Source organism: Pseudoalteromonas sp. SCSIO 43101 (assembly GCF_023650775.1).
Taxonomy (GTDB): Bacteria; Pseudomonadota; Gammaproteobacteria; order Enterobacterales; family Alteromonadaceae; genus Pseudoalteromonas; species Pseudoalteromonas apostichopi.
In genome coordinates, this window is record NZ_CP072673.1 from 1,493,416 (window position 1) to 1,515,742 (window position 22,327).

General features: G+C 40.2%; 26 protein-coding genes. 12 read left to right on the top strand and 14 right to left on the bottom strand.

The features are described from left to right. Window positions 1–42 precede the first annotated feature (42 nt). Window positions 43–633, bottom strand: coding sequence for a hypothetical protein (locus J8Z25_RS06995; protein ID WP_250661893.1), 591 nt, complete (start codon window positions 631–633; stop codon window positions 43–45). Between the two features lie 152 nt (window positions 634–785). On the opposite strand from J8Z25_RS06995, the gene J8Z25_RS07000 reads away from it, so the two are divergent. Then, the gene (locus J8Z25_RS07000) at window positions 786–1,823 is read left to right on the top strand and encodes an AI-2E family transporter (RefSeq protein WP_130051784.1); all 1,038 of its coding nucleotides are present in this window, start codon (window positions 786–788) and stop codon (window positions 1,821–1,823) included. 59 nt (window positions 1,824–1,882) lie between these two features. Here the strand turns inward: J8Z25_RS07000 and J8Z25_RS07005 are convergent, their stop codons facing one another. From J8Z25_RS07005 to J8Z25_RS07025, 5 genes are all read right to left on the bottom strand, one after another. After that, window positions 1,883–2,299 (bottom strand): hypothetical protein, encoded by a 417-nt coding sequence (locus J8Z25_RS07005; RefSeq protein ID WP_130051783.1) that lies wholly within the window; start codon window positions 2,297–2,299, stop codon window positions 1,883–1,885. Continuing rightward, window positions 2,286–3,623, bottom strand: coding sequence for an ATP-binding protein (locus J8Z25_RS07010; protein WP_250661894.1), 1,338 nt, complete (start codon window positions 3,621–3,623; stop codon window positions 2,286–2,288). The genes J8Z25_RS07005 and J8Z25_RS07010 overlap by 14 nt, the downstream gene beginning before the upstream one ends. After that, window positions 3,617–4,291 (bottom strand): response regulator transcription factor, encoded by a 675-nt coding sequence (locus tag J8Z25_RS07015; RefSeq protein WP_054552907.1) that lies wholly within the window; start codon window positions 4,289–4,291, stop codon window positions 3,617–3,619. The genes J8Z25_RS07010 and J8Z25_RS07015 overlap by 7 nt, the downstream gene beginning before the upstream one ends. Window positions 4,292–4,293: 2 nt before the next feature. Further along, window positions 4,294–4,545, bottom strand: coding sequence for a PepSY domain-containing protein (locus J8Z25_RS07020; protein ID WP_130051781.1), 252 nt, complete (start codon window positions 4,543–4,545; stop codon window positions 4,294–4,296). Between the two features lie 152 nt (window positions 4,546–4,697). Further along, window positions 4,698–4,997 (bottom strand): YciI family protein, encoded by a 300-nt coding sequence (locus J8Z25_RS07025; RefSeq protein WP_175580462.1) that lies wholly within the window; start codon window positions 4,995–4,997, stop codon window positions 4,698–4,700. Window positions 4,998–5,173: 176 nt separating this feature from the next. On the opposite strand from J8Z25_RS07025, the gene J8Z25_RS07030 reads away from it, so the two are divergent. Further along, window positions 5,174–6,598 carry a sodium-dependent transporter gene (locus tag J8Z25_RS07030; protein ID WP_130051780.1) on the top strand — a complete coding sequence of 475 codons (1,425 nt, stop codon included), beginning with the start codon at window positions 5,174–5,176 and terminating at the stop codon, window positions 6,596–6,598. Between the two features lie 71 nt (window positions 6,599–6,669). Here the strand turns inward: J8Z25_RS07030 and J8Z25_RS07035 are convergent, their stop codons facing one another. Together J8Z25_RS07035 and J8Z25_RS07040 are read right to left on the bottom strand one after the other, a co-directional pair. After that, window positions 6,670–7,308 (bottom strand): CPBP family glutamic-type intramembrane protease, encoded by a 639-nt coding sequence (locus tag J8Z25_RS07035; RefSeq protein ID WP_167658624.1) that lies wholly within the window; start codon window positions 7,306–7,308, stop codon window positions 6,670–6,672. Between the two features lie 57 nt (window positions 7,309–7,365). Next, window positions 7,366–7,953 (bottom strand): inner membrane-spanning protein YciB, encoded by a 588-nt coding sequence (locus J8Z25_RS07040; RefSeq protein ID WP_250661895.1) that lies wholly within the window; start codon window positions 7,951–7,953, stop codon window positions 7,366–7,368. A gap of 192 nt (window positions 7,954–8,145) precedes the next feature. On the opposite strand from J8Z25_RS07040, the gene J8Z25_RS07045 reads away from it, so the two are divergent. Next, window positions 8,146–8,415: an HU family DNA-binding protein gene (locus J8Z25_RS07045; protein ID WP_130051777.1), complete on the top strand. Its 270-nt coding sequence runs from the start codon at window positions 8,146–8,148 to the stop codon at window positions 8,413–8,415. A gap of 136 nt (window positions 8,416–8,551) precedes the next feature. Then, window positions 8,552–9,124 carry a type 1 glutamine amidotransferase domain-containing protein gene (locus J8Z25_RS07050; protein WP_167658622.1) on the top strand — a complete coding sequence of 191 codons (573 nt, stop codon included), beginning with the start codon at window positions 8,552–8,554 and terminating at the stop codon, window positions 9,122–9,124. A gap of 54 nt (window positions 9,125–9,178) precedes the next feature. Here J8Z25_RS07050 and trpA read toward each other — a convergent pair whose 3' ends face one another. Genes trpA through J8Z25_RS07080 form a run of 6 tightly spaced genes read right to left on the bottom strand, consistent with a single transcriptional unit; the run spans window position 9,179 to window position 15,739 of the window. Then, a complete protein-coding gene (gene trpA, locus J8Z25_RS07055) occupies window positions 9,179–9,991 on the bottom strand; it encodes a tryptophan synthase subunit alpha (RefSeq protein ID WP_250661896.1) in 813 nt (270 codons plus the stop codon). Further along, window positions 9,988–11,172, bottom strand: coding sequence for a tryptophan synthase subunit beta (gene trpB / locus J8Z25_RS07060; RefSeq protein ID WP_250661897.1), 1,185 nt, complete (start codon window positions 11,170–11,172; stop codon window positions 9,988–9,990). The genes trpA and trpB overlap by 4 nt, the downstream gene beginning before the upstream one ends. A gap of 7 nt (window positions 11,173–11,179) precedes the next feature. Then, the gene (gene trpCF / locus J8Z25_RS07065; RefSeq protein WP_250661898.1) at window positions 11,180–12,544 is read right to left on the bottom strand and encodes a bifunctional indole-3-glycerol-phosphate synthase TrpC/phosphoribosylanthranilate isomerase TrpF; all 1,365 of its coding nucleotides are present in this window, start codon (window positions 12,542–12,544) and stop codon (window positions 11,180–11,182) included. Continuing rightward, window positions 12,537–13,556 (bottom strand): anthranilate phosphoribosyltransferase, encoded by a 1,020-nt coding sequence (gene trpD / locus J8Z25_RS07070; protein ID WP_178926836.1) that lies wholly within the window; start codon window positions 13,554–13,556, stop codon window positions 12,537–12,539. Before trpD ends, trpCF begins: the two co-directional genes overlap by 8 nt. Before the next feature lie 9 nt (window positions 13,557–13,565). Next, window positions 13,566–14,171: an aminodeoxychorismate/anthranilate synthase component II gene (locus tag J8Z25_RS07075; RefSeq protein ID WP_130051771.1), complete on the bottom strand. Its 606-nt coding sequence runs from the start codon at window positions 14,169–14,171 to the stop codon at window positions 13,566–13,568. Then, the gene (locus tag J8Z25_RS07080) at window positions 14,171–15,739 is read right to left on the bottom strand and encodes an anthranilate synthase component 1 (protein WP_250661899.1); all 1,569 of its coding nucleotides are present in this window, start codon (window positions 15,737–15,739) and stop codon (window positions 14,171–14,173) included. The genes J8Z25_RS07075 and J8Z25_RS07080 overlap by 1 nt, the downstream gene beginning before the upstream one ends. A 535-nt stretch (window positions 15,740–16,274) precedes the next feature. Between J8Z25_RS07080 and rnm the strand changes: the two genes are divergently transcribed. The 8 genes from rnm to J8Z25_RS07120 all read left to right on the top strand — a co-directional run bounded on the left by rnm (window position 16,275) and on the right by J8Z25_RS07120 (window position 22,322). Next, window positions 16,275–17,114: an RNase RNM gene (gene rnm / locus J8Z25_RS07085; protein ID WP_130051769.1), complete on the top strand. Its 840-nt coding sequence runs from the start codon at window positions 16,275–16,277 to the stop codon at window positions 17,112–17,114. A 9-nt stretch (window positions 17,115–17,123) separates the two neighbouring features. Continuing rightward, the gene (locus J8Z25_RS07090) at window positions 17,124–17,747 is read left to right on the top strand and encodes an L-threonylcarbamoyladenylate synthase (protein ID WP_167658620.1); all 624 of its coding nucleotides are present in this window, start codon (window positions 17,124–17,126) and stop codon (window positions 17,745–17,747) included. Window positions 17,748–17,755: 8 nt separating this feature from the next. Beyond that, a complete protein-coding gene (locus J8Z25_RS07095; RefSeq protein ID WP_175580461.1) occupies window positions 17,756–18,592 on the top strand; it encodes a segregation and condensation protein A in 837 nt (278 codons plus the stop codon). A gap of 213 nt (window positions 18,593–18,805) precedes the next feature. Next, window positions 18,806–19,168, top strand: a complete 363-nt coding sequence (locus J8Z25_RS07100) for a hypothetical protein (RefSeq protein ID WP_239977212.1) — start codon at window positions 18,806–18,808, stop codon at window positions 19,166–19,168. 250 nt (window positions 19,169–19,418) lie between these two features. Then, entirely contained in the window at window positions 19,419–19,877 is a 459-nt protein-coding gene (locus J8Z25_RS07105) for a hypothetical protein (RefSeq protein ID WP_250661900.1), read from the top strand. 180 nt (window positions 19,878–20,057) lie between these two features. Then, window positions 20,058–20,909 carry a GNAT family N-acetyltransferase gene (locus tag J8Z25_RS07110; RefSeq protein ID WP_250661901.1) on the top strand — a complete coding sequence of 284 codons (852 nt, stop codon included), beginning with the start codon at window positions 20,058–20,060 and terminating at the stop codon, window positions 20,907–20,909. Window positions 20,910–21,187: 278 nt separating this feature from the next. After that, window positions 21,188–21,742, top strand: a complete 555-nt coding sequence (locus tag J8Z25_RS07115; RefSeq protein WP_250661902.1) for a cytochrome b — start codon at window positions 21,188–21,190, stop codon at window positions 21,740–21,742. A gap of 1 nt (window position 21,743) precedes the next feature. Next, window positions 21,744–22,322, top strand: coding sequence for a YceI family protein (locus tag J8Z25_RS07120; RefSeq protein ID WP_130051764.1), 579 nt, complete (start codon window positions 21,744–21,746; stop codon window positions 22,320–22,322). The last annotated feature ends 5 nt before the right edge of the window (window positions 22,323–22,327 follow it).

A 22,327-nucleotide genomic window follows, 5' to 3' on the forward strand; every position in this document is an offset into this window, starting at 1 on the left:
CTGCAAAACGCCAAGCTTATCTAAGCCGTTAAGTCACTGCAACTAGATAAGTTCAGTGATAAAGGTACCTTGCTCATACAGCTTTGCGTGATGGTGCTTATGGGCCTCAAATAAGTATCTACGAAGTTCCTCTTCACCTTTGCAAACCTTTACGATCTTACCTGCAATCCCTTTACTAGTGGTTCGAATTGGCTTCACACTAAGAATAATGTGATCTCTGCTAGGTAAATCAAATGCGAGTAATATGTCTTTGTTTAGCTCTGGAGCTTGACGCTTAGGCTTGAGTAACACGCCAGTACTTGATAAAGACAATATTTGAAATTGCTCGGTATGTATTTCGAGATCAGGAGTTCGCCAGCTGCGTTCGATCCCTTTGGTATCTATCACTTCTGGAGCACTGAGTAAGGGTATCAGCTGGCCATTTTCGTCATTGATAAACTCAAGTGGAAACCAAAGCTGATAAATACCCACCTCGGCAAGTAAAGTTAGTTTGGAATTTGCTAGTAAGCCGTTTAATTTATTTGGCAAGTTGAGCCTAACAGACATTTTTGTATCGGTTGGATCGCCATCAAGGTTTTCAGCCTCGAATAAACGGTTGAAAAAAGTAAGTTCTTGTTCGGATAAATGTGCCATATAAAGCTCCTTCTTTAGCACGCTTACTTATATGTATCATAAATTGTTCAAATTATGCACGTATAATCAGCATTAATTATGCCAGAAGCTTTGTGATTTATTTTGCGGCGTATTTCACTTACACTGATAAAAAAGTTAACAAGGATTTTATTTTGTCGAGCCTGACTGGTGTAAATAAAAGTTTAGTAATATTTGCTGCTTTAGTCGTTGTTTTAGCGGGTATTAAAGCTGCAAGTGTGATTGTTATTCCATTTGTGTTGGCGGCCTTTATCGCTATTATTTGTAATCCCTTAATCCGTTTCTTTGCCAAATACGGTATCCCTAAAGGTATTGCTGTGGTTTTTGTGATGCTGATGATTGTCGGTATAGGGATAAGCCTTGCCGGTCTGGTTGGGCAATCTATGACCGATTTTTCAGAAAATTTACCTGAGTACAAGGCACAACTCAAAGAAGAGTTTGTCTGGGTGGTTAACGTTGCTGCAAGCTATAACATTTTGATTGATAAAGAGCAGATTATTTCTTTATTTGATCCAGGTAAAATGATTGATGTTGCAACTAATATGCTCACCGGGTTAGGTGGGGTGATGGCGAACCTGTTTTTAATCATATTAACTGTCGTGTTTATGCTATTTGAAGGGCCAATGCTCAGCAAAAAAGTGCATTTAGCACTCGATGACCCTGAAATGAAAATGCAGCAAGTTGACCGTTTCTTAGATTCAATTAATTCTTATCTAGCCATAAAAACAATGGTTAGTCTAGGCACAGGTGTTCTTGCAGGATTCATGCTGTGGGCACTTAATGTTGATTATTTTGTGCTCTGGGCTGTGGTGGCGTTTATGCTTAACTATATTCCTAATATTGGTTCTATTATTGCTGCAGTACCAGCTGTGTTACTTGCTTTAATCACGCAAGGCCCATTGGTAGCAGGGTTTATCGCTGGTGGATATTTAGTTATTAACACAGTGATGGGTAATATTGTAGAACCGCGCTTTATGGGGAAAGGGCTGGGCTTATCGACGCTAGTGGTGTTTTTATCGTTGATTTTCTGGGGCTGGTTGATGGGAACAGTTGGTATGCTATTGTCAGTTCCATTAACTATGATAGTTAAAATTGCTTTAGAAACCAGCCAAGAAGGGCGATGGCTTGCTACTTTGCTAGGTAATGGTGAAGAGCTAAAACTTGAGGATTAAAAAGGCGCTTAAGCGCCTTTTTATTTTTCAAAATGATTAACGATTATAGCGACTTGGTATCACTTTAGAGGTTGTTGTAAAACCTTTACATGGTTTTTGAGAATTTCAATCTCACATTGTTTGTAGGCAATAGCGGCACTAGTGCCATTTGGCATTTTTTGTAAGTAGCGCCAACGACAACTGTCTTCTAAATAACGCTCTTGGTTTTTTATACTGCGATTAAAAATTGGTAGCAATTGGCTATTACCGGTATCTTCTTTTATTTTTTCAAGATCCATAGTGAGCTTATTAACCCACATTTTTTGGTCACGTTGCAGGTCTGCAATAACTTGATCAAGGCATTGAATATACCGCTTGGTGTCATCAGTATGGTTGCTCGCGAGCTCACAAGCTTGCTCTGCTTGAGCCTGTGATGCAGTCGTAATTAAACCTAAAAAGATGCTCTTAACGAATATGGATGTTTTATTTTTTATCATGGTAATTAAACTCTAATATAAACTCAGCGCCGGCTAGCTTCTCTGCATCTTTAATGGTTAATGTGCCATTATACGAGTTTACTAAATCAGATACGATAGCCATGCCAACACCATGGCCATTTTCGTAAGTATCGAGTCTGGTACCGCGAGTCAGTAATGATTCGCGTTTGTGCTCAGGAACACCTGGGCCATCATCACTTATGCTGAGTGTTAACTTTTTGTTCTGTTTAACCTTTATATCGACCTGTGAACGGCAAGCTTTACAGGCATTATCGATTAAATTACCGAGTAGTTCCATTAAATCGGTTTTATCACCTAAGAAATAGTCTTTTTCACTAACCTCAGAGGTAAAAATAATATCTTTATCGCGATAAACCTTGCTCATCGCGCTTAAAATTGAATCAATAACAGGTTTAATATGGGTTTGCTTTTTCCAAGTATCAGAAGCACCCGTTGCAGCTCGTTTTAATTGATGTTCGATCATCACATTAATACGATCTAACTGCTCTTGTGCATCGGCATCATTGGCTAAAGGGCTTGATTTAAGGACTGCCAAGGGGGTTTTTAATGCATGAGCAAGATCGCTTAACGAAGCCCTATAGCGCTCTTTTTGGCGCTGTTGCGATTCAAGTAATAAGTTTAAGTCGGCCTTTATGGTTTGCAGCTCTACTGGGTAGAGACCTTTTATTTGCTGATTATCGCCCGATTCAATGGCTTTAATTTCTTTATCAAGACGTTGCAATGGCCTTGCACTCCAAACAAAACCAATCGCCATAAGCGCTGCAATGGCCACACCCATTACATACATCCAATTTACTAACGTTTGTTTAAAGCCATCCATCAGCCTGAGAAGTGCATCATTACGTTTTAATAAGATAAAACGCGCATGCTCCGATTGGTCAATGTTTTCTAAAATAACGGTAAGGGTTAATTGCCAGTACACGGTCTTGTTGTATTCAACACGGCGAAAATCCGCAGAGCCTGCTGGGGCTTCAAAGTTATCTGGAATAAAATTGATGTTGGTGGCTGATTCAGAATACCAAACAGGAAGATCACCACGATAAATCATTGCATAAGTATCTGAATTTAAACGATTTAGCTCTGGAGTTAAGATGGTGCTCGGCATTACAATGCCGCGTTCAGTGAAGTCAACTTCAGAAATAAGAGAATATAAATGAGCTTCGAGGGTTTTTTCGGTCGCTTCGACCAAAGAAGCGTAGTAAGCCTTACCAATTGAGAAAAACAGAATTGGCAAGGCTACTAATAAAACAAAGACAAGGATAAATCCTTGCCTTACTTTAAGCGGTATTTGCGATGCTACCACTGACTTTTAAGCCTATAACCACGGCCACGTAATGTTTCAACTGGGTTAAGGGTACCGTCAGGGTCAAGCTTCTTACGTAAACGCAATACGAAAACTTCTATTACGTTTGAATCAAGGTCGAAGTCTTGATCATAAATGTGCTCTGTCAATTCAGATTTAGAAATTACCTTTTGTGGGTTAACCATTAGATATTCTAAAACTTTGTATTCGTATGCAGTTAAGCTAAGTTCTTTATCGTTAACCCAAACTTGTTGTGAGCGAGTGTGTATTTTGATAGGACCTGCTGTCATTTCTGGGTTTGCTTTACCTGCGCTGCGGCGGATAAGTGCATTACAGCGTGCAATCAGCTCTTCAACATGGAAAGGTTTAGTTAGGTAGTCATCAGCACCTGCATCTAAGCCTTCTACTTTATCCTGCCAACGGTCACGTGCAGTTAAAATCAAAATAGGGATAGTAATCCCCTGAGCACGGGCTTTGGTAATTAATTCGATACCATCTACTTTTGGTAAGCCTAGATCTACTACCGCCATATCAAGCGGGTACTCGGTAATATGGAATAAACCAGCTTCACCATCGTGACAAAGGTCAACGCTATAACGCTCTTTTTCAAGTGCATTACGGAGGTTATCTGCTAAGTGTAAATCATCTTCAATAACTAAAATTCGCATTCTTAATCCTTTTTCACTTCGCCAGTCTTTTTGTTCACATGGACATCAACCACATGGCCGTTCGTTTTTAAAATTCTTACGGTAAATACTTTATCTTGCTCTGTGATTTTTAGGGTTCGGCCGTCCTCAGATTTTTTGGCAATTGTCACAGCCTGTTTTTTAGTCACTTCAGAGACTTGTTTCTTACTGGCATCAGCATGAAAGCTTGATAATGCAAATAAAAGACTAAAACTGAAGGCTAATAATATGCGCATGACGGGGAACTCCTAAACCAGACCCATTTAGTTTAATTAACCAATTAACTAAAATTCAAGTAATTACGTTCAATTCTGTAATTTCAATAGGCAAATCTTAGTTAATAAGCCGTGAACAAACACTGAATTAATGATTCAGTTAAGTTCAGACGTTAACCAAATACTTTTTTAAATGGTTTTACAACTGAGTTGTCGTAAACACCTGCAGCAATATAAGGATCATTTGCTGCCCATTCACGAGCTGCTTCTAATGACTCAAACTCAGCAACGACTAACGAACCTGTAAAACCAGCTTCAGCGGGATCTTCACTATCAATGGCAGGAAGCGGACCTGCTGTGAATAAACGGTTTTGTTCATCTAATTCTTGTAGACGTGCTAGGTGAGCAGGACGCGCAGATTTGCGTGCTTCTAAACTATTTTCAACATCAGTTGAATAAATCATATACAGCATGGTGTGTTCTCAATGTTATTTTTAAAAAATAGTAGCATATTCTTAGCAATAGACGAGAGAATATTCGCGTAATAATCTTTACACAAACCCATATAACTTTAACTTATAAAGCTTGAAATACGCGGTGTAACACTGGTAGAGTCGCTGGGTTGAGAAAATAATAATAAGGTTTTTAAATGAGCGAAAAACGCGAGCATTTTAGCTCCCGCCTCGGTTTTATTTTAGCGGCAGCCGGTTCTGCTGTAGGTATCGGAAACTTAGTGGGTTTTCCTGTTTCAGCTACAAAAAACGGCGGTGGTGCTTTCCTATTAGTTTATGCATTGTTTGTCATTTTCATCTGTTTACCAGTGATGATGGCTGAAATGGCAATGGGTCGTAAAGCGCAAAAAGATCCTCTTGGTTCTTACAAATTATTAGCGGGCAACGATCCTAAATGGAACTTTGCAGGCTTTTTAGCAGTATTAACGCCATTTATGATTGCTGTTTTTTATATGGTTATCACTGTATGGATTTTTGGTTATTTATCGCAAACTGCATTTGGTAATTTAGATGCTTTGGCTCAGCCAGATAACTTTGGCACTTTTATTAACAGCTACACCGTGTTTGGCTATATGGCAGTGGTTGCTATCATCGTTAACTTGATTTTGGTTGGCGGCGTAAAAGAAGGTATTGAAAAAGCAGCTAAGTTTATGATGCCAGCTTTATTCGTTCTACTAACAGCGTTGGTTATTTATGTATTAACACTTGATAACGCGATGGCTGGTGTGAAGTACTATATAGTGCCTGACTTTTCAAAAATGGATGCAAGTGTATTAAATGGTGCATTAGCACAAGCGTTTTTCTCATTGTCGTTAGGTATGGGTATTTTAATGACCTATGCATCTTATATTTCAAAGAAAGACGACATTGTTGGTAGTGCTAAAATGGTTGCTGTAACCGATTCTCTTGTTGCATTTATTGCGGGTCTTATGGTTCTTCCTGCTATATTTAGCTTTAACCCAAACACTGACCCAAGCACTTTATCTGACTCATCGGTATCGATGATTTTTGTTTATTTACCAAAAATTCTATTAGCGTTACAAGCTGATATTGGTTATGTAGGTGCATCAATTGTTGCGTTTGTATTCTTTTTACTCGTCTTTTTTGCTGCAATTACGTCGCTTGTATCAATTGTAGAAGTTCCAACAGCAACATTAAGTGACCGCAAAGGTATTAGCCGTAAAAAAGCGTTGCTTATCTTAACTTTATCTACAGGTGTATTAACTGTGCTTTGTACGATGTCGTTTGGTATGGTTGAATCACTCACTAAGTTTGTTAGTTATGGCGGCGCAGATAAGAGTTTATTTGATATTGTTTATGATGTGTTTTACGACACAATTTTACCGCTTAACGGTTTAATGGTGTGTTTATTCGTTATGTACCGTTGGAAAAAAGCAAACTTATCAGCAGAGCTAAGCCAAGGCTGTGACGGCTATGTTGGTAGCTTCACAGAGAAGTATGTGAACTTCTCACTATCAACGTTTATCCCTGCCATTTTATTACTAATCTTTGTAAATACGGTGGCGACTAAATTCTTTGCATTTAGTATTTTCGGATTTTAAAAACCAGTTCAATACTTAGCCGCGCACTTTGCGCGGCTTTTTTATGCCTGCTATTTGTTGTGCTTTAATAATCAAAATGCTCCTGCATCAAGCACATCACCCAAGCCAAGGGTAAACATCCAAAGTCCCCACAAACTGTGTTCAATTACACACACGAAGGTAGAGCGGCTTTGCGAATAAGTATATGAGAACAACAGTCCACCTAAAAATGCTAGAAGTACGGCCAATACATTCGCATAGACAATATGCGCCAACGCAAACACCGATGCGCTGACAATAATACGCACCGTTTTACTTGGCATAATGCGTTTATAACGATGGAAAAAATAGGTTCTAAAAATAAGTTCTTGCGGCATCACCGATAAGATAGGGTAGAGCAGTAGCAACATTAGCCAATCGTTGAATGAGTTTCGTGGTAGTGAAAACCAGTTTTCTTGATTCATGATGCCGTAAAACATCCCGGAGAATAGCGCTCCTAAAAAGAAAAAACTAAATAAACGACGTTTTACCGCACTAAATTGCCCGAGGCTTGTTAAGCGAAAACGCTTAAAGTGGGGATCAGACAGAAGCAGCATGCCACATACAATCATTAAGATAATAAGTGCGGGAATGAGCCAGTTAGCGAGGTAGGCACGCAAAAAGAAGCCTAAGAGCGGCAAAGAAACAAATATGAGGGTAAATTCAAACCAGCGGTATTGGTTAGCGTTCAATGTCGTCTCAGCGTTTTTTTGTTTACGCTAACAAGCTAAGACGACAGTTTTATGACACTAAGATTGCTTTGAATCTTTCTCTTCGTCATCTTCTGGTAAGTATTTGAATAGGGTGATGATTGTTGCTAACACGCAGACAAAGGTAATACCCATTAAGCCAAACACTTTAAAGTTAACCCAAAAGTCGAGTGAGAAGTTATACGCAATGTAGATATTAAGCGCAGAAATACCCGCAGTAATTGCAACCCAAAATAGGTTAAGCTTGTTCCATAATGCTTCTGGTACCTTTATTTCTTGTTTACTCTCAGAGGCATTTTCTAAAATCGAGCTAAGTGCTTTTTTCACTAGGTTTTTGCCAAGTACATAGCGGCTTACTAACAAAGTGACACTGAAAATTGCATATACAATGGTGGCTTTCCATTTGACAAACTGTTCATCGTGAAAAACTAAAGTAAGTGTACCTAACACCACCGCAATGGCAAAAAACAGCCAATGTCTGGTCGGCACTTTGCCATACTTAAAATAACAATAAGCAACCTGAATTAAGGTGGTTAGCATCAGCAATGCTGTTGCCCAATAAATATCAACTAACTTGAAAACCGCAAAGAACAAAATCAGCGGGATGTATTCAATAATCGCATGCATAGATTTATAAATGCTCTAATTTAAAAAGATACTGGGTTGTATCAAGTTATTGCGCAAGATACAAGGTTGACTTAGTAGAGCTGAAAGCTTAGCCTCCCGAGCCAATCTGGCCTAAACCTGCGTTTAGGTTGTTTTACCTTATCTTTTTCCGCTTAACCTCAGATGATTAAGTGGCGTATTTTGGAGCATTTTATGAATAAAGCCGCGTTAGTATCACAAATGGCTGCCCACAGTGAATTAACAAAAAAAGACACACAAGCTGCCTTAACTAGTATGTTAAATGCTATCGAAAAATCACTGTCTGAAGGCGATCAAGTGCAAATTAATGGCTTTGGTACGTTTGCATTGAGTTATTACCCAGCACGTAAAGGTCGTAATCCACAAACAGGTGAAGAAATTGAAATTGAAGGCGCTAACAAGCCTGTTTTTAAACCTGCTAAAGCATTAAAAGACGCCCTATAAGCAGGATTTGCAAATTCGTTGTAGCATTTACACACTGAAACAGAATATTTTTAAATTAAGTTAATACTTTCAATGTGTTAAATTTGGCATGTTGTCTGCTGCTATTACTTTAGGTTTACCTAAATAAGGAGATAACATGTCAAATTTAAACAGCCAACTTAATGGTAAAAAGATTGCCATTCTAGCAACCAATGGTTTTGAGCAAAGTGAGCTATTATCACCACGCAGCGCATTGTTAGAAGCAGGTGCACTTGTAGAAGTCGTGTCTCTTGAACGTGGAGATATTACTGGCTGGGATGAAAACCAATGGGGTGAAAGAGTCACAGTGGATCGTGTGGTTAGCGAGGCTGACTCAAGTGAATATGATGCCCTATTGCTACCTGGTGGTTTATTCAATCCAGACACACTGCGTCAAGATAGCGAAGCAAAAGCCTTTGTTGATGGTTTCTTCAGTGCAGGTAAAAATAAACCCATTGCAGCGATTTGTCATGGACCATGGCTACTAGCTGAAGTTAACAAATTACGCGACCGCAAGGTGACGTCATACCCAAGCATTAAAACCGACTTAATCAATGCTGGCGCAAATTGGGTTGATCAAGAGGTGTGTGTTGATGAAGGTATAGTCACAAGCCGAAGTCCAGCTGACTTAGAGGCTTTTAATCGAAAATTCATTGAAGAAATTAAAGAGGGTGTGCATCGCCATCATTAATAGTTAGATACAATAAAGGGCCTATAAGGCCCTTTTTTAAGTAAACTAAACAACTTATTTTGTAGCTGCTTTCATACTGGCTACAAACTCTTTCAACCCACTTAGCATCGCTGCTTGGTCATCAAGGTTTGCTTCTATGATTTTAACTACTGCAGAACCTGAAATCGCCCCAGCGGCCCCTGATTCGAGTGCTGATTTAACATCTTCCGGTGTTGATACTCCAAAGCCTAATAAAGCTGGTGCAGCATGATAATCTTTTAGCTTTTTAACTAACGAGTCTGCTGGCATTTGTGCTTTAGTTTCTGTTCCCGTGACGCCCGCGCGTGATAACAGATAAGTGTAACCACGGCCATATGAAGCACACTCGCGTAAAGTGTCGTCATCAGCATTAGGCGTTGCAATAAAAATTGGGTCTATGCCATTTTTCATTGCTGTTTGGCGAAATAGCTTTGATTCATGTAGCGGTACGTCAGCCACTAAAATTGAATCGACACCTGCTTCTTTAGCATCTTGATAAAACTTTTCGATGCCACGCTTAAACACCAGATTTGAATACAATAATAGGCCAATTGGAATATCTGCATTGTATTCACGCACTTGTTTAATGATATCAAAGCAATCTTGGGTATTAATGTTTTCATCAAGCGCACGAATGTTGGCCGCTTGGATAACAGGGCCATCTGCAATCGGATCAGAAAATGGAATACCTAACTCAAGGGCATCAGCGCCGCCATCAATTAAGCTTTTGACGATTTCTACACTCAGTGCTTTATTAGGGTCGCCAATAGTCACAAACGGCACAAACGCACCTTGGTTTGTTTCATTTAATGTGGCGAACAGTTTTCCGTAACGGTTAGTCTGGCTCATAGTGCGCCTCCTTCTGATAAAACACTGTGTACGTGAGCCAAATCTTTATCGCCTCGGCCGCTTAGGTTAACCACTAAAATAGTGTCTTCGGTTTGTTGCTCGGCATATTTAAGGGCATATGCTAGGGCGTGGCTTGACTCAAGGGCTGGAATAATCCCTTCGTTTTTAGCTAATAATTGGAATGCCTCTAGAGCTTCAGTATCGCTAATACCAACGTATTGTGCACGGCCTGTTTCATGTAAATGAGCATGCTGTGGACCAACAGCAGGGTAATCAAGACCTGCTGAAACAGAGTAAGACTCTTCAATTTGACCATCATCATTTTGCATAATGTAGGTATAGGTACCGTGTAAGATGCCTTTTGTGCCTTTACATAAGGTGGCACCATGCTGGTGGGTGTCTAAGCCCTTACCAGCAGGCTCTACACCAATCAGTTTTACGCTTGGCTCATCAATAAAGTCTGTGAACATACCAATTGCATTAGAGCCACCGCCAACACAAGCAAGCACGGCATCCGGTAATCGACCTTCTGCTTTTAACACTTGTTGTTTTGCTTCTTCTCCAATCATTTTTTGGAACTCACGTACCATGGTTGGGAATGGGTGAGGGCCTGCTGCAGTGCCCAGTAAATAGTGAGCATCTTTGTAATTAGCAGACCAATCGCGTAGTGCTTCGTTTACTGCGTCTTTTAAAGTACCAGAGCCTGCTGTGACAGGAATAACCTCTGCACCCATTAGTTTCATTCGAAATACGTTTGGTTGCTGACGTTCAACGTCTTTTGCGCCCATGTAAACACGGCACTTTAAGCCAAGTAGGGCACACGCGAGGGCAGTTGCAACACCGTGTTGGCCAGCACCTGTTTCTGCAATGACTTCTTTTTTCCCCATGCGCTTTGTAAGTAGTGCTTGACCAAGTACTTGGTTGGTTTTGTGCGCACCGCCGTGGAGTAAATCTTCACGCTTTAAATATAGTTTTACCTTTGGGTTTTTAACTAAATTACGTGTCAATGTTAGTGGCGTAGGGCGACCTGCGTATTCATTTAATAGTTTTTCAAATTCAGCCTGAAAAGCTGGATCTTTTTGTGATTTATTAAACTCTGCTTCTAGTTGCTTGAGTGCAGGCACAAGCAACTGTGGTACAAACATACCACCGAATTCACCAAAATAAGCTGGATTTTGCATTATAACCTCAATAATTTCTGATATGCGAAAACGCATTTTGTAATTTTGTTTGGCACTTTTTACCCGCTGACGCTTCAACGCCAGAATTTAGGTCAAGGCCATTGGCACCGCGATAAAGCGCTGCATGAATATTCTCTGGATTTAAACCACCGGCTAACATAAATGGCACCGTTGCCGTTTCTAGTACAGACCAATCAAATGTTTCGCCTGTGCCGCCTTTTTGGCTTTTGCTGTAACTGTCGTATAAATGGCGGTCAACCCCTTCGAGCGGTTTTGGTAATTCGCCTTTAACGGCTTGTGCTTTCCAAATTTCACAGCCAAGCGGTAATTGCTTTCTGAGAGTTTGAATATATTCGCTATTCTCGTCACCATGTAATTGCACTGCAGCTAGCTTTAAACTTTGTGCATAATCTACTACTTGTTCAACAGGCGCATTGACAAAAACACCAACATAAGCGAGCGGGGCACTTTGTGTTACTTGCTTGGCGCAGTCGATATCGACATAACGTGGTGACTTAGGGTAAAAAATTAAACCGCCATAAACAGCACCACTCGCGTAGGCTGCCATCGCGTCTTGTGAACGGGTTAAGCCACACACTTTATTTTCACCTAAAATCACTTTACGACACGCGGCTTCTAAGTCGCGCTCAGCCATGAGTGAGCTACCGATTAAAAAGCCGTCGCATAATGGCGCTAGGCGTTTTACATCTTTATGGGTATAAATGCCCGACTCTGAAATGACCACTTTGTCATTTGGGATAAGCTGGCGTAATCGCTCTGTTGTCGCAAGATCAGTACTTAAATCACGAAGGTCGCGGTTGTTAATGCCAATAAGGCTGGCATTAAGTGCAAGTGCGCGGCTTACTTCTTGCTCATTACTGACTTCAGTGAGTACCGACATATTCAAAGAATCAGCCACTTTATGAAGCGCTAAATATTGTTCGTCATCAAGGACAGAGAGCATTAATAAAATAGCATCACCACCAGACAAGCGTGCTAAATAGACTTGGTACTCATCAATAAAGAAGTCTTTACAAATTAGCGGCTGCTCAACTTGGCTGCGCACATATTCAAGGTACTGATAGCTGCCTTGGAAATATTTTTCGTCAGTAAGCACACTCATGCAGGTTGCGTACTTTTTATATACCGAAGTAATTTCGTCTAAATTAAACGGCTCGCGAATAAGCCCTTTTGACGGTGATGCTTTTTTACACTCTAAAATAAATTGTGTGCCAGTTGCTGCTAACGCTGCTTCAAAGTTTCGCTTGGTTGGTACAACATCCTCAATGAATGACTCAAGCGGGCGCTGTGCTTTTCTTTGTTCTAATTCAATGCGTTTGTCGGCAACAATTTTGTCTAACACGTTAGCCATGACTTACCTCAATAATTGCGTTCAATGTGTCCATCGCTTTGCCTGATGCTAATAATTCACTTACTTGATCTGCGGCTGCTTTTAAATCACTTGTTTTATCAGTTAAATAAAGAAGTGCCGCAACGTTGGCTATAATAGCTGCGTTATGCGCCATTTCACCTTGACCTTGTAAAATCGCTAAGCTTGCTTTTGCGTTATATTCTGGCCCTTGGCCTGTTAGTTGTTCAAGTGAATAGTTTGCAAGACCAAAATCGCTCGCTGTTAGCGTGTATTCGCTTAGTTCACCGTTATTTAGCTCAACCACTTTGGTTGTCCCGTGCAAGGCAATTTCGTCAGTGCCTGCACCATGAACCACCATGGCGCGTTTAGTGCCAAGGGTTTTTAAGGTTTCTGCCATTGGTAAACACAGTGAAGCGTCATAAACACCAAGCAATTGAACCTCGGGTGCAGCAGGGTTGGCAAGTGGCCCTAAAATATTAAAAATTGTGCGGCTTTTAAGGGCTGTTCGCACGCCCATCGCATGGCGTACACCACTGTGATAATGCGGCGCAAATAAAAATGTGAAGCCAGTATTTTCTAAACAAATGGCTGCTTGCTCAGGGCTCATATCGATATTGATACCCAAGGCTTTTAGTAAATCCGCAGAGCCAGAATTACTCGATACACTACGATTACCATGTTTGACCATGTTGATGCCCGCAGCGGCGGCTACAATAGCAGCAGTGGTACTAATATTAATTGTGTTTGAGCCATCGCCACCGGTACCACAGCTATCTGCAAGCAAGGTTTTGCTGGTTTTAAATGGCACTGCATTGGCGCGCATTGATGCTGCCGCACCGGCGATTTCATCACTCGTTTCGCCTTTTAGTTTTAGGGCGATAAGTGCAGCGGTTAATTCAATATCATTAAGCTGACCATTCATGATGGCGTCAAACAATGCAGTTGCTTGCAGAAATGATAAATCTTGCTTTGCTAATAATTGGTTTAACTGGGTTTGGGTTGTTGCTTCCATGTTATTCCTCTACTGCACGCGTGCGGTTAAAAATTCAATGCTTTGCTGTAATAGCAATGCGCCATTTGGCGTTAAAATTGACTCAGGATGAAACTGATAGCCAAGGGCATTATCTTGTTGGTGGTAAATTGCCATCGGAATAGTCTCATAAGAAGCAATTACTTCAACGTCATCAGGGACTTTGGTTGCCATTAATGAATGATAACGAGCAACCGGCATTTTATCGCCCATACCTGCAAATACTGGGTGCTCAGTCAATGCAATAATTGATGACTTGCCATGCACTGTTTCACCTGCATGACCAATAATCCCACCGTAGCTTTGTGTTAGTGCTTGCTGTCCTAAACAGATGCCCAGCATCGGGAAGCGGCCTTTACACAGTTCAATGAGTTCCATTAAACAACCCGCATCCGATGGTGCGCCAGGGCCGGGTGAAAGCACTAATAACACGGGCATTGTCTCTTGGCACATTTTGTCAAAGATGCTTTGTGCACTGATGTTATTACGGTATACCACTAACTCGCACCCTAACATAGAAAGTTCATCGACTAAGTTATAACTAAATGAATCAAAGTTATCTAAAAAGTAGATTTTATAGGCTGATGTTGTTGTCATTATTGTGCCTCGTAGGTCGATTGAATCGCAGTGATCACGGCTTGCGCTTTAGCACGAGTTTCATTGGCTTCTGATTGTGGTTCTGAATCAAACACCACACCTGCACCTGCTTGCACGAAGGCTGTGCCGTTTTTAACAAAGGCAGAGCGAATAACAATGCAGCTATCCATGGCACCATCACCCGTTAAATAACCTACTGCACCACCATAGCTGCCACGGCGTTTTTGTTCGGTTTGACGAACTAATTCAGCGGCACGTACTTTAGGTGCGCCCACTAACGTGCCCATGTTCATACAGGCTTGGTAGGCATGGAGCGCATCTAATTCTGGTTTTAAAGTACCAACAACACGTGAAACTAAGTGCATCACTTGTGAGTAGCGGTCTACTTTTAATAATTCTTTAGCGTGGCGTGTGCCAGGTACGCTAATACGAGCTACATCATTTCGCGCTAAATCTACTAACATCAGGTGCTCAGCACGTTCTTTTTGATCGTTGCGAAGCTCAAGCTCAATGCGGCTGTCTAGGTCTGGATTAATTTGTCCGTTAGCAAACTTGCCACGAGGGCGAGTGCCGGCAATAGGGTATACCTCAACTTGTTTACTCTCTGGACAATATTTGAGGGCTGACTCGGGCGATGCACCAAATAATACAAACTCTTCATCGCGCATGTAAAACATATATGGGCTTGGGTTTTGTTGTTTTAATTGGCTGTAAGCATGAAGTGAGTCAGGGCAGGCGAGAGAAAAAGTACGTGATGGAACAACTTGGAAAATATCACCATCAACAATGTTCTTTTTTAACCTGATAACATGTTCACAGTATTGCTCGTCGCTAACATCGATAGAAATAGGGTTTGAGCCTGTTTGTTTTTGCCCTTGGTAGCTTTGTGCATTGTCACATACGGTATTTAAACGTTCTAACTGTTGACCCACTTCAAAGCAGTTAGCGTGTACTTCAGGGCCGTTAAACACATTGCCGATTAGTTCTGTTGTTTTTGCCTGATGGTCGATGACAACTAACGTTTCAGCTAAGTAGAAAACATAATCTGGGCAGCTATTTTCGCCGTCAGGTACATCAGAAAGGGTTTCGAAATTAGCAACCATATCGTAGGCAAACACACCGCCTAAGAACACAGAAAACGGGTTGTCTGTGGTACTTTTAATACTGTTAATGCAGCTACGTAGCGCACTAAATGCGTTATCTGCTACTAATTTACTGGCTTCATCAATGTCGCTTGCGATCTCGTTGTAGGTTAACGTTAACGTGTCATCTACAAGCTCAGCAGAACAGTTTTGCACATGACTTTGTAAATAAGGCAGTAATTGTTTGCCATTATTTGACTGTGCTGTGAGTGTGACCTGTTTGCCTTGGCAAACAATACGTAGCGCTGAGTCAACCAAAATTAGACTTTTTACACTGTCTTTTGAATCAATTTCAGCAGACTCTAATAGCAGTGAATTAGGCTTATCGAGTAAACTGTATAACGCAAGTGGGCTACTAATGTAGTCACGCACTTGAGTGATACTGGTTACTTCACCCGGTGTCGTCGTTATATGACTAAAAATCAAACCTTATTCTCCCTCATTCCCAAAAACTCTTTAAAAAACAAAACCCCGCGAAGCGATGCTTGGCGGGGTTCGTATAAAGATGCCTATAAATTAGATAGACCCTTACCGTCCCGCTAAGCCAGGCGCCACCACCAATGATGTGTAAGAGTTGCTATGTAATTCATTATAAAACCTTAAAATTTAGATATAAAAAAACCCGCTACATGAGCGGGTTTTGAAATCGTTAGACACGACAATTCGTCACCCGCTAGTTACGAGTGCCACCACCAAATTGTGATTTGAATTGTTTTGTTCATTGTTATTTCTTATTTAACGTGTCTGAAAGTGCCTACAGTAAAGCGTACCTAAGCCGATACTGTCAAGCATTAATTTACATATTAATACGAGTTCGGCATTTACCCATCGTAATTGCCCATTTATGAGGGTAAAACACACAGTTATATATCTTACTTAAAAAGATAATCACGCCCTCGCACTAAATTTTTGTTATACTCACATCATTGATTCAAGAACTTACGTAAAGCAGTCTTTCCCTTTGATAAAATACGATTTACATAGTCACACCACATACTCAGATGGTCAGCTATCAGTCGAGCAATTGTTACACCGCGCGGTTGAGAAAAACATAGATGTGTTTGCAATTACCGATCACGATACGTTAAGTGCGATAAAACCAGCACGCAAAGTCATTGCAGATGATAATTTACCGCTTAAATTGATTGCTGGTGTTGAAGTATCAACAAAATGGGAAAGCTTTGAGATTCATATTGTTGGCTTAAATATTGATGATGAGAACAATTCACTGCTGTCATTATTACACGCGCAACAAGCCAAGCGTGAAGAGCGAGCCACCGAGATAGGTCGCCGCCTCGCTAAAAATGGTTTTGAAGGCATTTACGACCAAGCAAAAACATTCGCTGAAAACGCACAGATCACACGCGCGCATTTTGCTCGTGCACTGATAGAGCGTGGCGTAGCTAAAAACTTCCCTGGCGTATTTAAAAAATACTTAGGGCGAGGAAAAACAGGCTATGTACCAAGTAGTTGGTGCGATATGCAAACGGCAATTGCTGCAATTCACCAAGCTGGTGGGGTTGCAGTACTCGCTCACCCTGGGCGATATCAAATGTCTAACAAATGGCTGCGTAAGTTAATTATTGAATTTAAAGACGCGGGTGGCGATGCAATGGAAGTAGCACAACCACAACAAGCACCGAGTGAGCGCCAGTTTTTAGGTGAACTTAGTCGTGAATATGGTTTACTTGCGTCGCAAGGGTCAGATTTTCATTTTCCGACCAGTTGGTTGGAGTTAGGTAAAAATTTATACTTGCCAAAAGATTGCCAAGGGGTTTGGCAAGCATGGGAAGGGCAATAGGAGCGTGTAATGAGTCAGTTTTTTCATATTCATCCAGATAATCCGCAACCACGCTTAATCAGCCAAGCGGTTGATATTATTAAGCAAGGTGGTGTTATTGTATACCCAACCGATTCGGGTTATGCACTTGGCTGCAGCATTGGTAATAAGCAAGCAAAAGAGCGCATCGAACGTATTCGTGGTATTGAAAAACACCATAATTTTACCTTGGTTTGCCGCGACCTATCGGAGCTATCTACTTATGCTCGCGTCGATAACCAGCTATTCAGATTAATTAAAAATAACACGCCGGGACCTTATACTTTCATCTTTAAAGGCACAAAAGAAGTACCAAAGCGTTTATTAAACGAAAAGAAAAAAACCATTGGTATTCGTGTTATCGAACACCCAATCACCTGCGCTTTATTGGCTGAACTAGGGGAGCCGTTAATGTCGTGTTCTTTGATTTTACCGGGTGAGCAATATACCGAGGCTGATCCTGATGAAATTCGCGATCGCATTGAAAAGCAAGTTGATTTAATTATTCATGGTGGTTATCTTCCTGAACAAGCAACCACAGTGATTGATTTGTCGGATGATGATATTGAAATTTTACGTGTGGGTTGTGGTGATACTAAACCATTTGAAATGTAGAGACTTCGTTGACTAGCCCAGAGCTTGATGCCCCAGATAATATACAAGAGCCAGTTCAGCAAAAGCTGCCACTGGCTTTTTTGCATGGCAAAGCGGTAGTCGACAAACCTGAAGACTTATACATTCCACCTGATGCGTTAGAGATCATTTTAGAAACCTTTGAAGGGCCTCTCGATTTACTTCTGTATTTAATCAAAAAACATAAACTTGATGTACTAGAGCTCTCTATTTTTAGTATTACAGAGCAATACGTTAGTTATGTTGAAATGATGAGTGAATTTCAGCTTGAACTAGCTGGTGAGTACCTTGTGATGGCGGCGCTATTAGCACAAATTAAATCACGATTATTACTGCCAAAACATGAAGAGCTTGAAGAGGAAGAAGATCCAAGAGCTGAGCTTGTAAGACGTTTACAAGAATATGAGCAATTTAAAAAAGCAGCGGAGAATCTTGATGAGATTCCTCGCGAAGGCCGCGATATCTTTGTAGCCGAAGCTCTGGTGCCAGAATTCAGTGAACGTGAGGTACTGTTACCTGATGTTGACATGAAAGACTTACTCGTTGCGCTAAGCGACGTTATGGCCCGAGCTAAAACATTTGAACACCATCATATTACAGCAGAAGCTTTATCGACCCGTGAACGCATGAGCTTAATATTAGATAAGCTCTCAGAAGCGCAATCACAATTACCTTTTCATACTCTTTTTACTATTGAAGAGGGCAGAAGTGGTGTTGTAGTAAGCTTTATCGCTATGTTAGAGCTAGTGAAAGAAAACCTGATCAGTTGCTTTCAGGTTGATGCCAATAGCCAGATTTATATTGGTTTGGTGGAAGAAAGCGAATAGTAGCAAGCTAATCGTTTTAAGCGGTAAGTTCTAAGTTTCAAAAGCTGTACCTGCTTTCATAGCAAGTAGGTATTCACCACTCAAAAAATAGATATTTGCATACGAATGAAGCGCTTAACTAACAGAGTGTTAAATAATTGCGCCAAGGCTCAGTACCTGTTAAGTTGTTTTTCCCACGCTTCTAGGTATAAGCCTACTATTAAGGAAAATATAATGAAAAAGTTAGGAATGGTACTGTTATCTCTCGCGGCATTTGGAGCCTCTGCTGCAGAAAATTTGCAATTAGACCTTAACCTTTATTTGAATAACCAACTTGTAAAAACGCACGCAGTTAAAACTGAAGAAGACAAAATTCAAACAGTGACTGCAGATGGCATTCTTAAATTTGATGTAACCCCTTCGTTGAACAACCAAATTGTGACACTGACATCAACACTATATAAATTTGAAAATGGCTCTTACAATAAATTTCAAGAACCTAAGTTAATGGTAAACCTTAATAAACCTGCAACGATTGAGGTTGGTACTGAGGGTGTTGAAGTTTATAGGATTGAAATAACAGCAAGTAAAATATAAAACTTAAATTTCTTTAGCTACTTAAAGTTATATGAATAAGTCGGCTGGATGTGATTTAACTGAATATCAACTATTTTGGTACATAGATAAATTGCATTCTTCTTAGCTTATTGTTTTTGAGACATAATTTTAATTAAAGTTGCTCTTTAAGTCGATTAAATTTAGTTTTGTAGTTTGTTCATCATTAGTGAATTTGGTCTTAGGTTCAATCTGAGAATAAAGCTTATTTCCATTATTAAGGAGGTATGGATTGAAGGAAGTAGAATTTATAACACAAGATAAGCAGTACGAATTATGCTATCAAGATACTCTTAAGGTCATTTCAGAAGCAAAGCAAAAGCTTTACGAAGTAACTAAATGGATTGTAACTCTGCAAACTTTAGTAGTTGGTGCTGCGTTTTCTAACAAAATGGATTTTTCTGAGTCGCTTGTAGTACTACCCTTGTTCATTGGTTTAATGGGGGTATTCTTAAACAAGTCTATATCAGATGAGTTGCTTGTTCATAGAAAAACACTAGCTAACATTAGAAATGAAATTGGTGGAGTTATATATGAACTAAATAAGGATCAAGTTAAACATTTTTTAAATGGAGATAAGCCTAAACACGTAAATTATTTCTTTTCTTACAAGATTAGTAATTTTGCCATAATTACATTATCTAGCTTGGTATCTATATGTATGGTTGCTTTTCATAAAGTTGCCTTCTAAAAAATCTTAATCAAATTAAATTTATTTAAATAGATTTAGGTTGAACCTATTTGGCGGTAATGTTAGTTATTTTAACTATACGAAATATAAATAGCTTAATTTGCTTTGTGAAATATTAAGAAAATTAACTTTGAACTTAAAGTTATCGGTCACGATAAAAAAGCTTTTTAAGGAAAGCAGATGCAGAGTAAACACTTTACAATCAAAACCATGACCAAAAAGGAAGTCGAACTCATGATTGATTGGGCTGCAGCAGAAGGTTGGAATCCAGGCCTTAATGATGCAGATTGTTATTTTGCAGCTGATCCTGAAGGATTTCTAGTTGGTTTTCTAGATGATGAGCCTATCGCTACAATTTCTGCCATTAATTACCACGATGTATTTGGCTTTATTGGCTTCTACATTGTTAAACCCGGTTACCGTGGCAAAGGTTACGGAATACAAATCTGGAATGCCGCTTTAAAACGTCTTGAAGGCTTGAATATTGGCCTTGATGGTGTGGTGGAACAGCAAGAGAACTATAAAAAGTCTGGTTTTAATCTGGCCTATCGCAATATTCGCTTTGCAGGAGTAGGTGGAGGTAGTACACCGCAAAATGCAGATATTGTAGATCTTAATGCTGTGCCATTCGAAATTATTGACGCATACGAACAGGCTTTTTTCCCGGTAAATAGGGCAAACTTTACTAAAGCGTGGTTAAGCCAACCCCAGTGCGATGCGTTTGGCGTAATGCAAAATGGGGAATTGGCAGGATACGGCGTTATTCGCAAATGTCAGAATGGCTTTAAAATTGGTCCTCTATTTGCCGACTCACCAGAAATGGCTGAATCTCTATTTCTAGCTTTAAAATCTAAAGTGGGTGCCTCTGACGCTATTTTCCTTGATACGCCAGAAATCAATCAAGCTGCTGTTGCTTTAGCACAGAAGTACAACATGCAGGTGTCATTTGAAACCGCCAGAATGTATACCAACGACTCTCCGAGTTTGCCATTAAACCGTATTTTCGGTGTTACTTCTTTTGAAATCGGCTGAGTTTATTGGGGTGAGCGATTAATCGGTTGTGAGAAAACTAAAAATTTTAACGTTAAGAATTAGACGCTTTTATTAACGAGGATTCATATTACTGCTAGCACCTAGCACCTAGCACCTAGCACCTAGCACCTAGCACCTAGCACCTGTTTTCCTTTTTCCTTACAACTTTCGCCTGGAGTGTGCATATACGCACAGAAGCTGTTCGTTTTACGCTATTTTCATTATTTAACCCATCGGTTAATCTGTATTTAGTTTCACGATTCTCATGGGAAATGAGTATGTTAAAGAATTCAAAGTCAAGTTATGGCTGGGTGGCCATCTTAGTGCACTGGTTAATGGCACTTGGGGTGTTTGGTTTATTTGGCTTAGGCGTTTATATGGTTGAGCTAACCTATTACGACGCTTGGTACAAAGGCTCTTTGGATTTGCATAAAAGCGTGGGTATTACCTTAGCGGCATTATTGTTGTTTCGTTTTGGTTGGCGCTTGTTAGGTACTCAACCTGAGCCTGTTGCAGGTAACTCGAAAGCAATGAATCGGGTTGCACACTCAGTACATAAACTGATTTATTTAGCTTTAATTGTCATTGTGACATCGGGCTATTTAATCTCTACGGCCGATGGCCGTGCAATTGAAGTATTTAATTTATTTGCTGTACCGGCAATACCAGAGTCGGTCGCAAACCAAGAAGATATTGCAGGTAAAATTCACTTTTATGCCGCGTATGGGCTAATAGCTGTGGTTGTTTTACATGCTTTTGGGGCACTAAAACATCATTTTATCGATAAAGATAAAACCTTAATTAGAATGATCAAACCATTGAAGGATGATTAACATGAAAAAATTACTATTAGGCACAGCACTAAGTGCTGCACTTTTCTCAACTGCTAACGCAAATGCAGCTGACTACGTTATTGATACAGACGGTGCGCACGCATTTGTAACTTTTAAAATTAAGCACTTAGGCTACAGTTGGTTACATGGTCGTTTTAATACCTTTTCAGGTGATTTTAGCTATGACGATAAAGCGCCGAATGCGTCTAAAATCAATGTAACGATTGAAACTAAAAGCATCGACTCAAATCATGCTGAGCGTGACAAACATTTACGTAGCAAAGATTTCTTAAATGTTGATAAGTACCCAACCGCAACATTTAAAAGTACTTCAATCAAATTTGATGAAGACGGTGATGAAGCTGATGTAACGGGTGAATTCACCTTAAATGGTGTCACTAAAACCATTACCTTTGAAATTGATAAAATTGGTGAAGGTAAAGATCCATGGGGTGGTTATCGTGTTGGCTTTGAAGGCGAAACAAGCCTAAAACTAGCTGACTATGGTATCGACTACAACCTTGGTCCTGCTTCGACACATGTTGATATAGGTTTATTTATTGAAGGCGTACGTAAGTAAGTTTA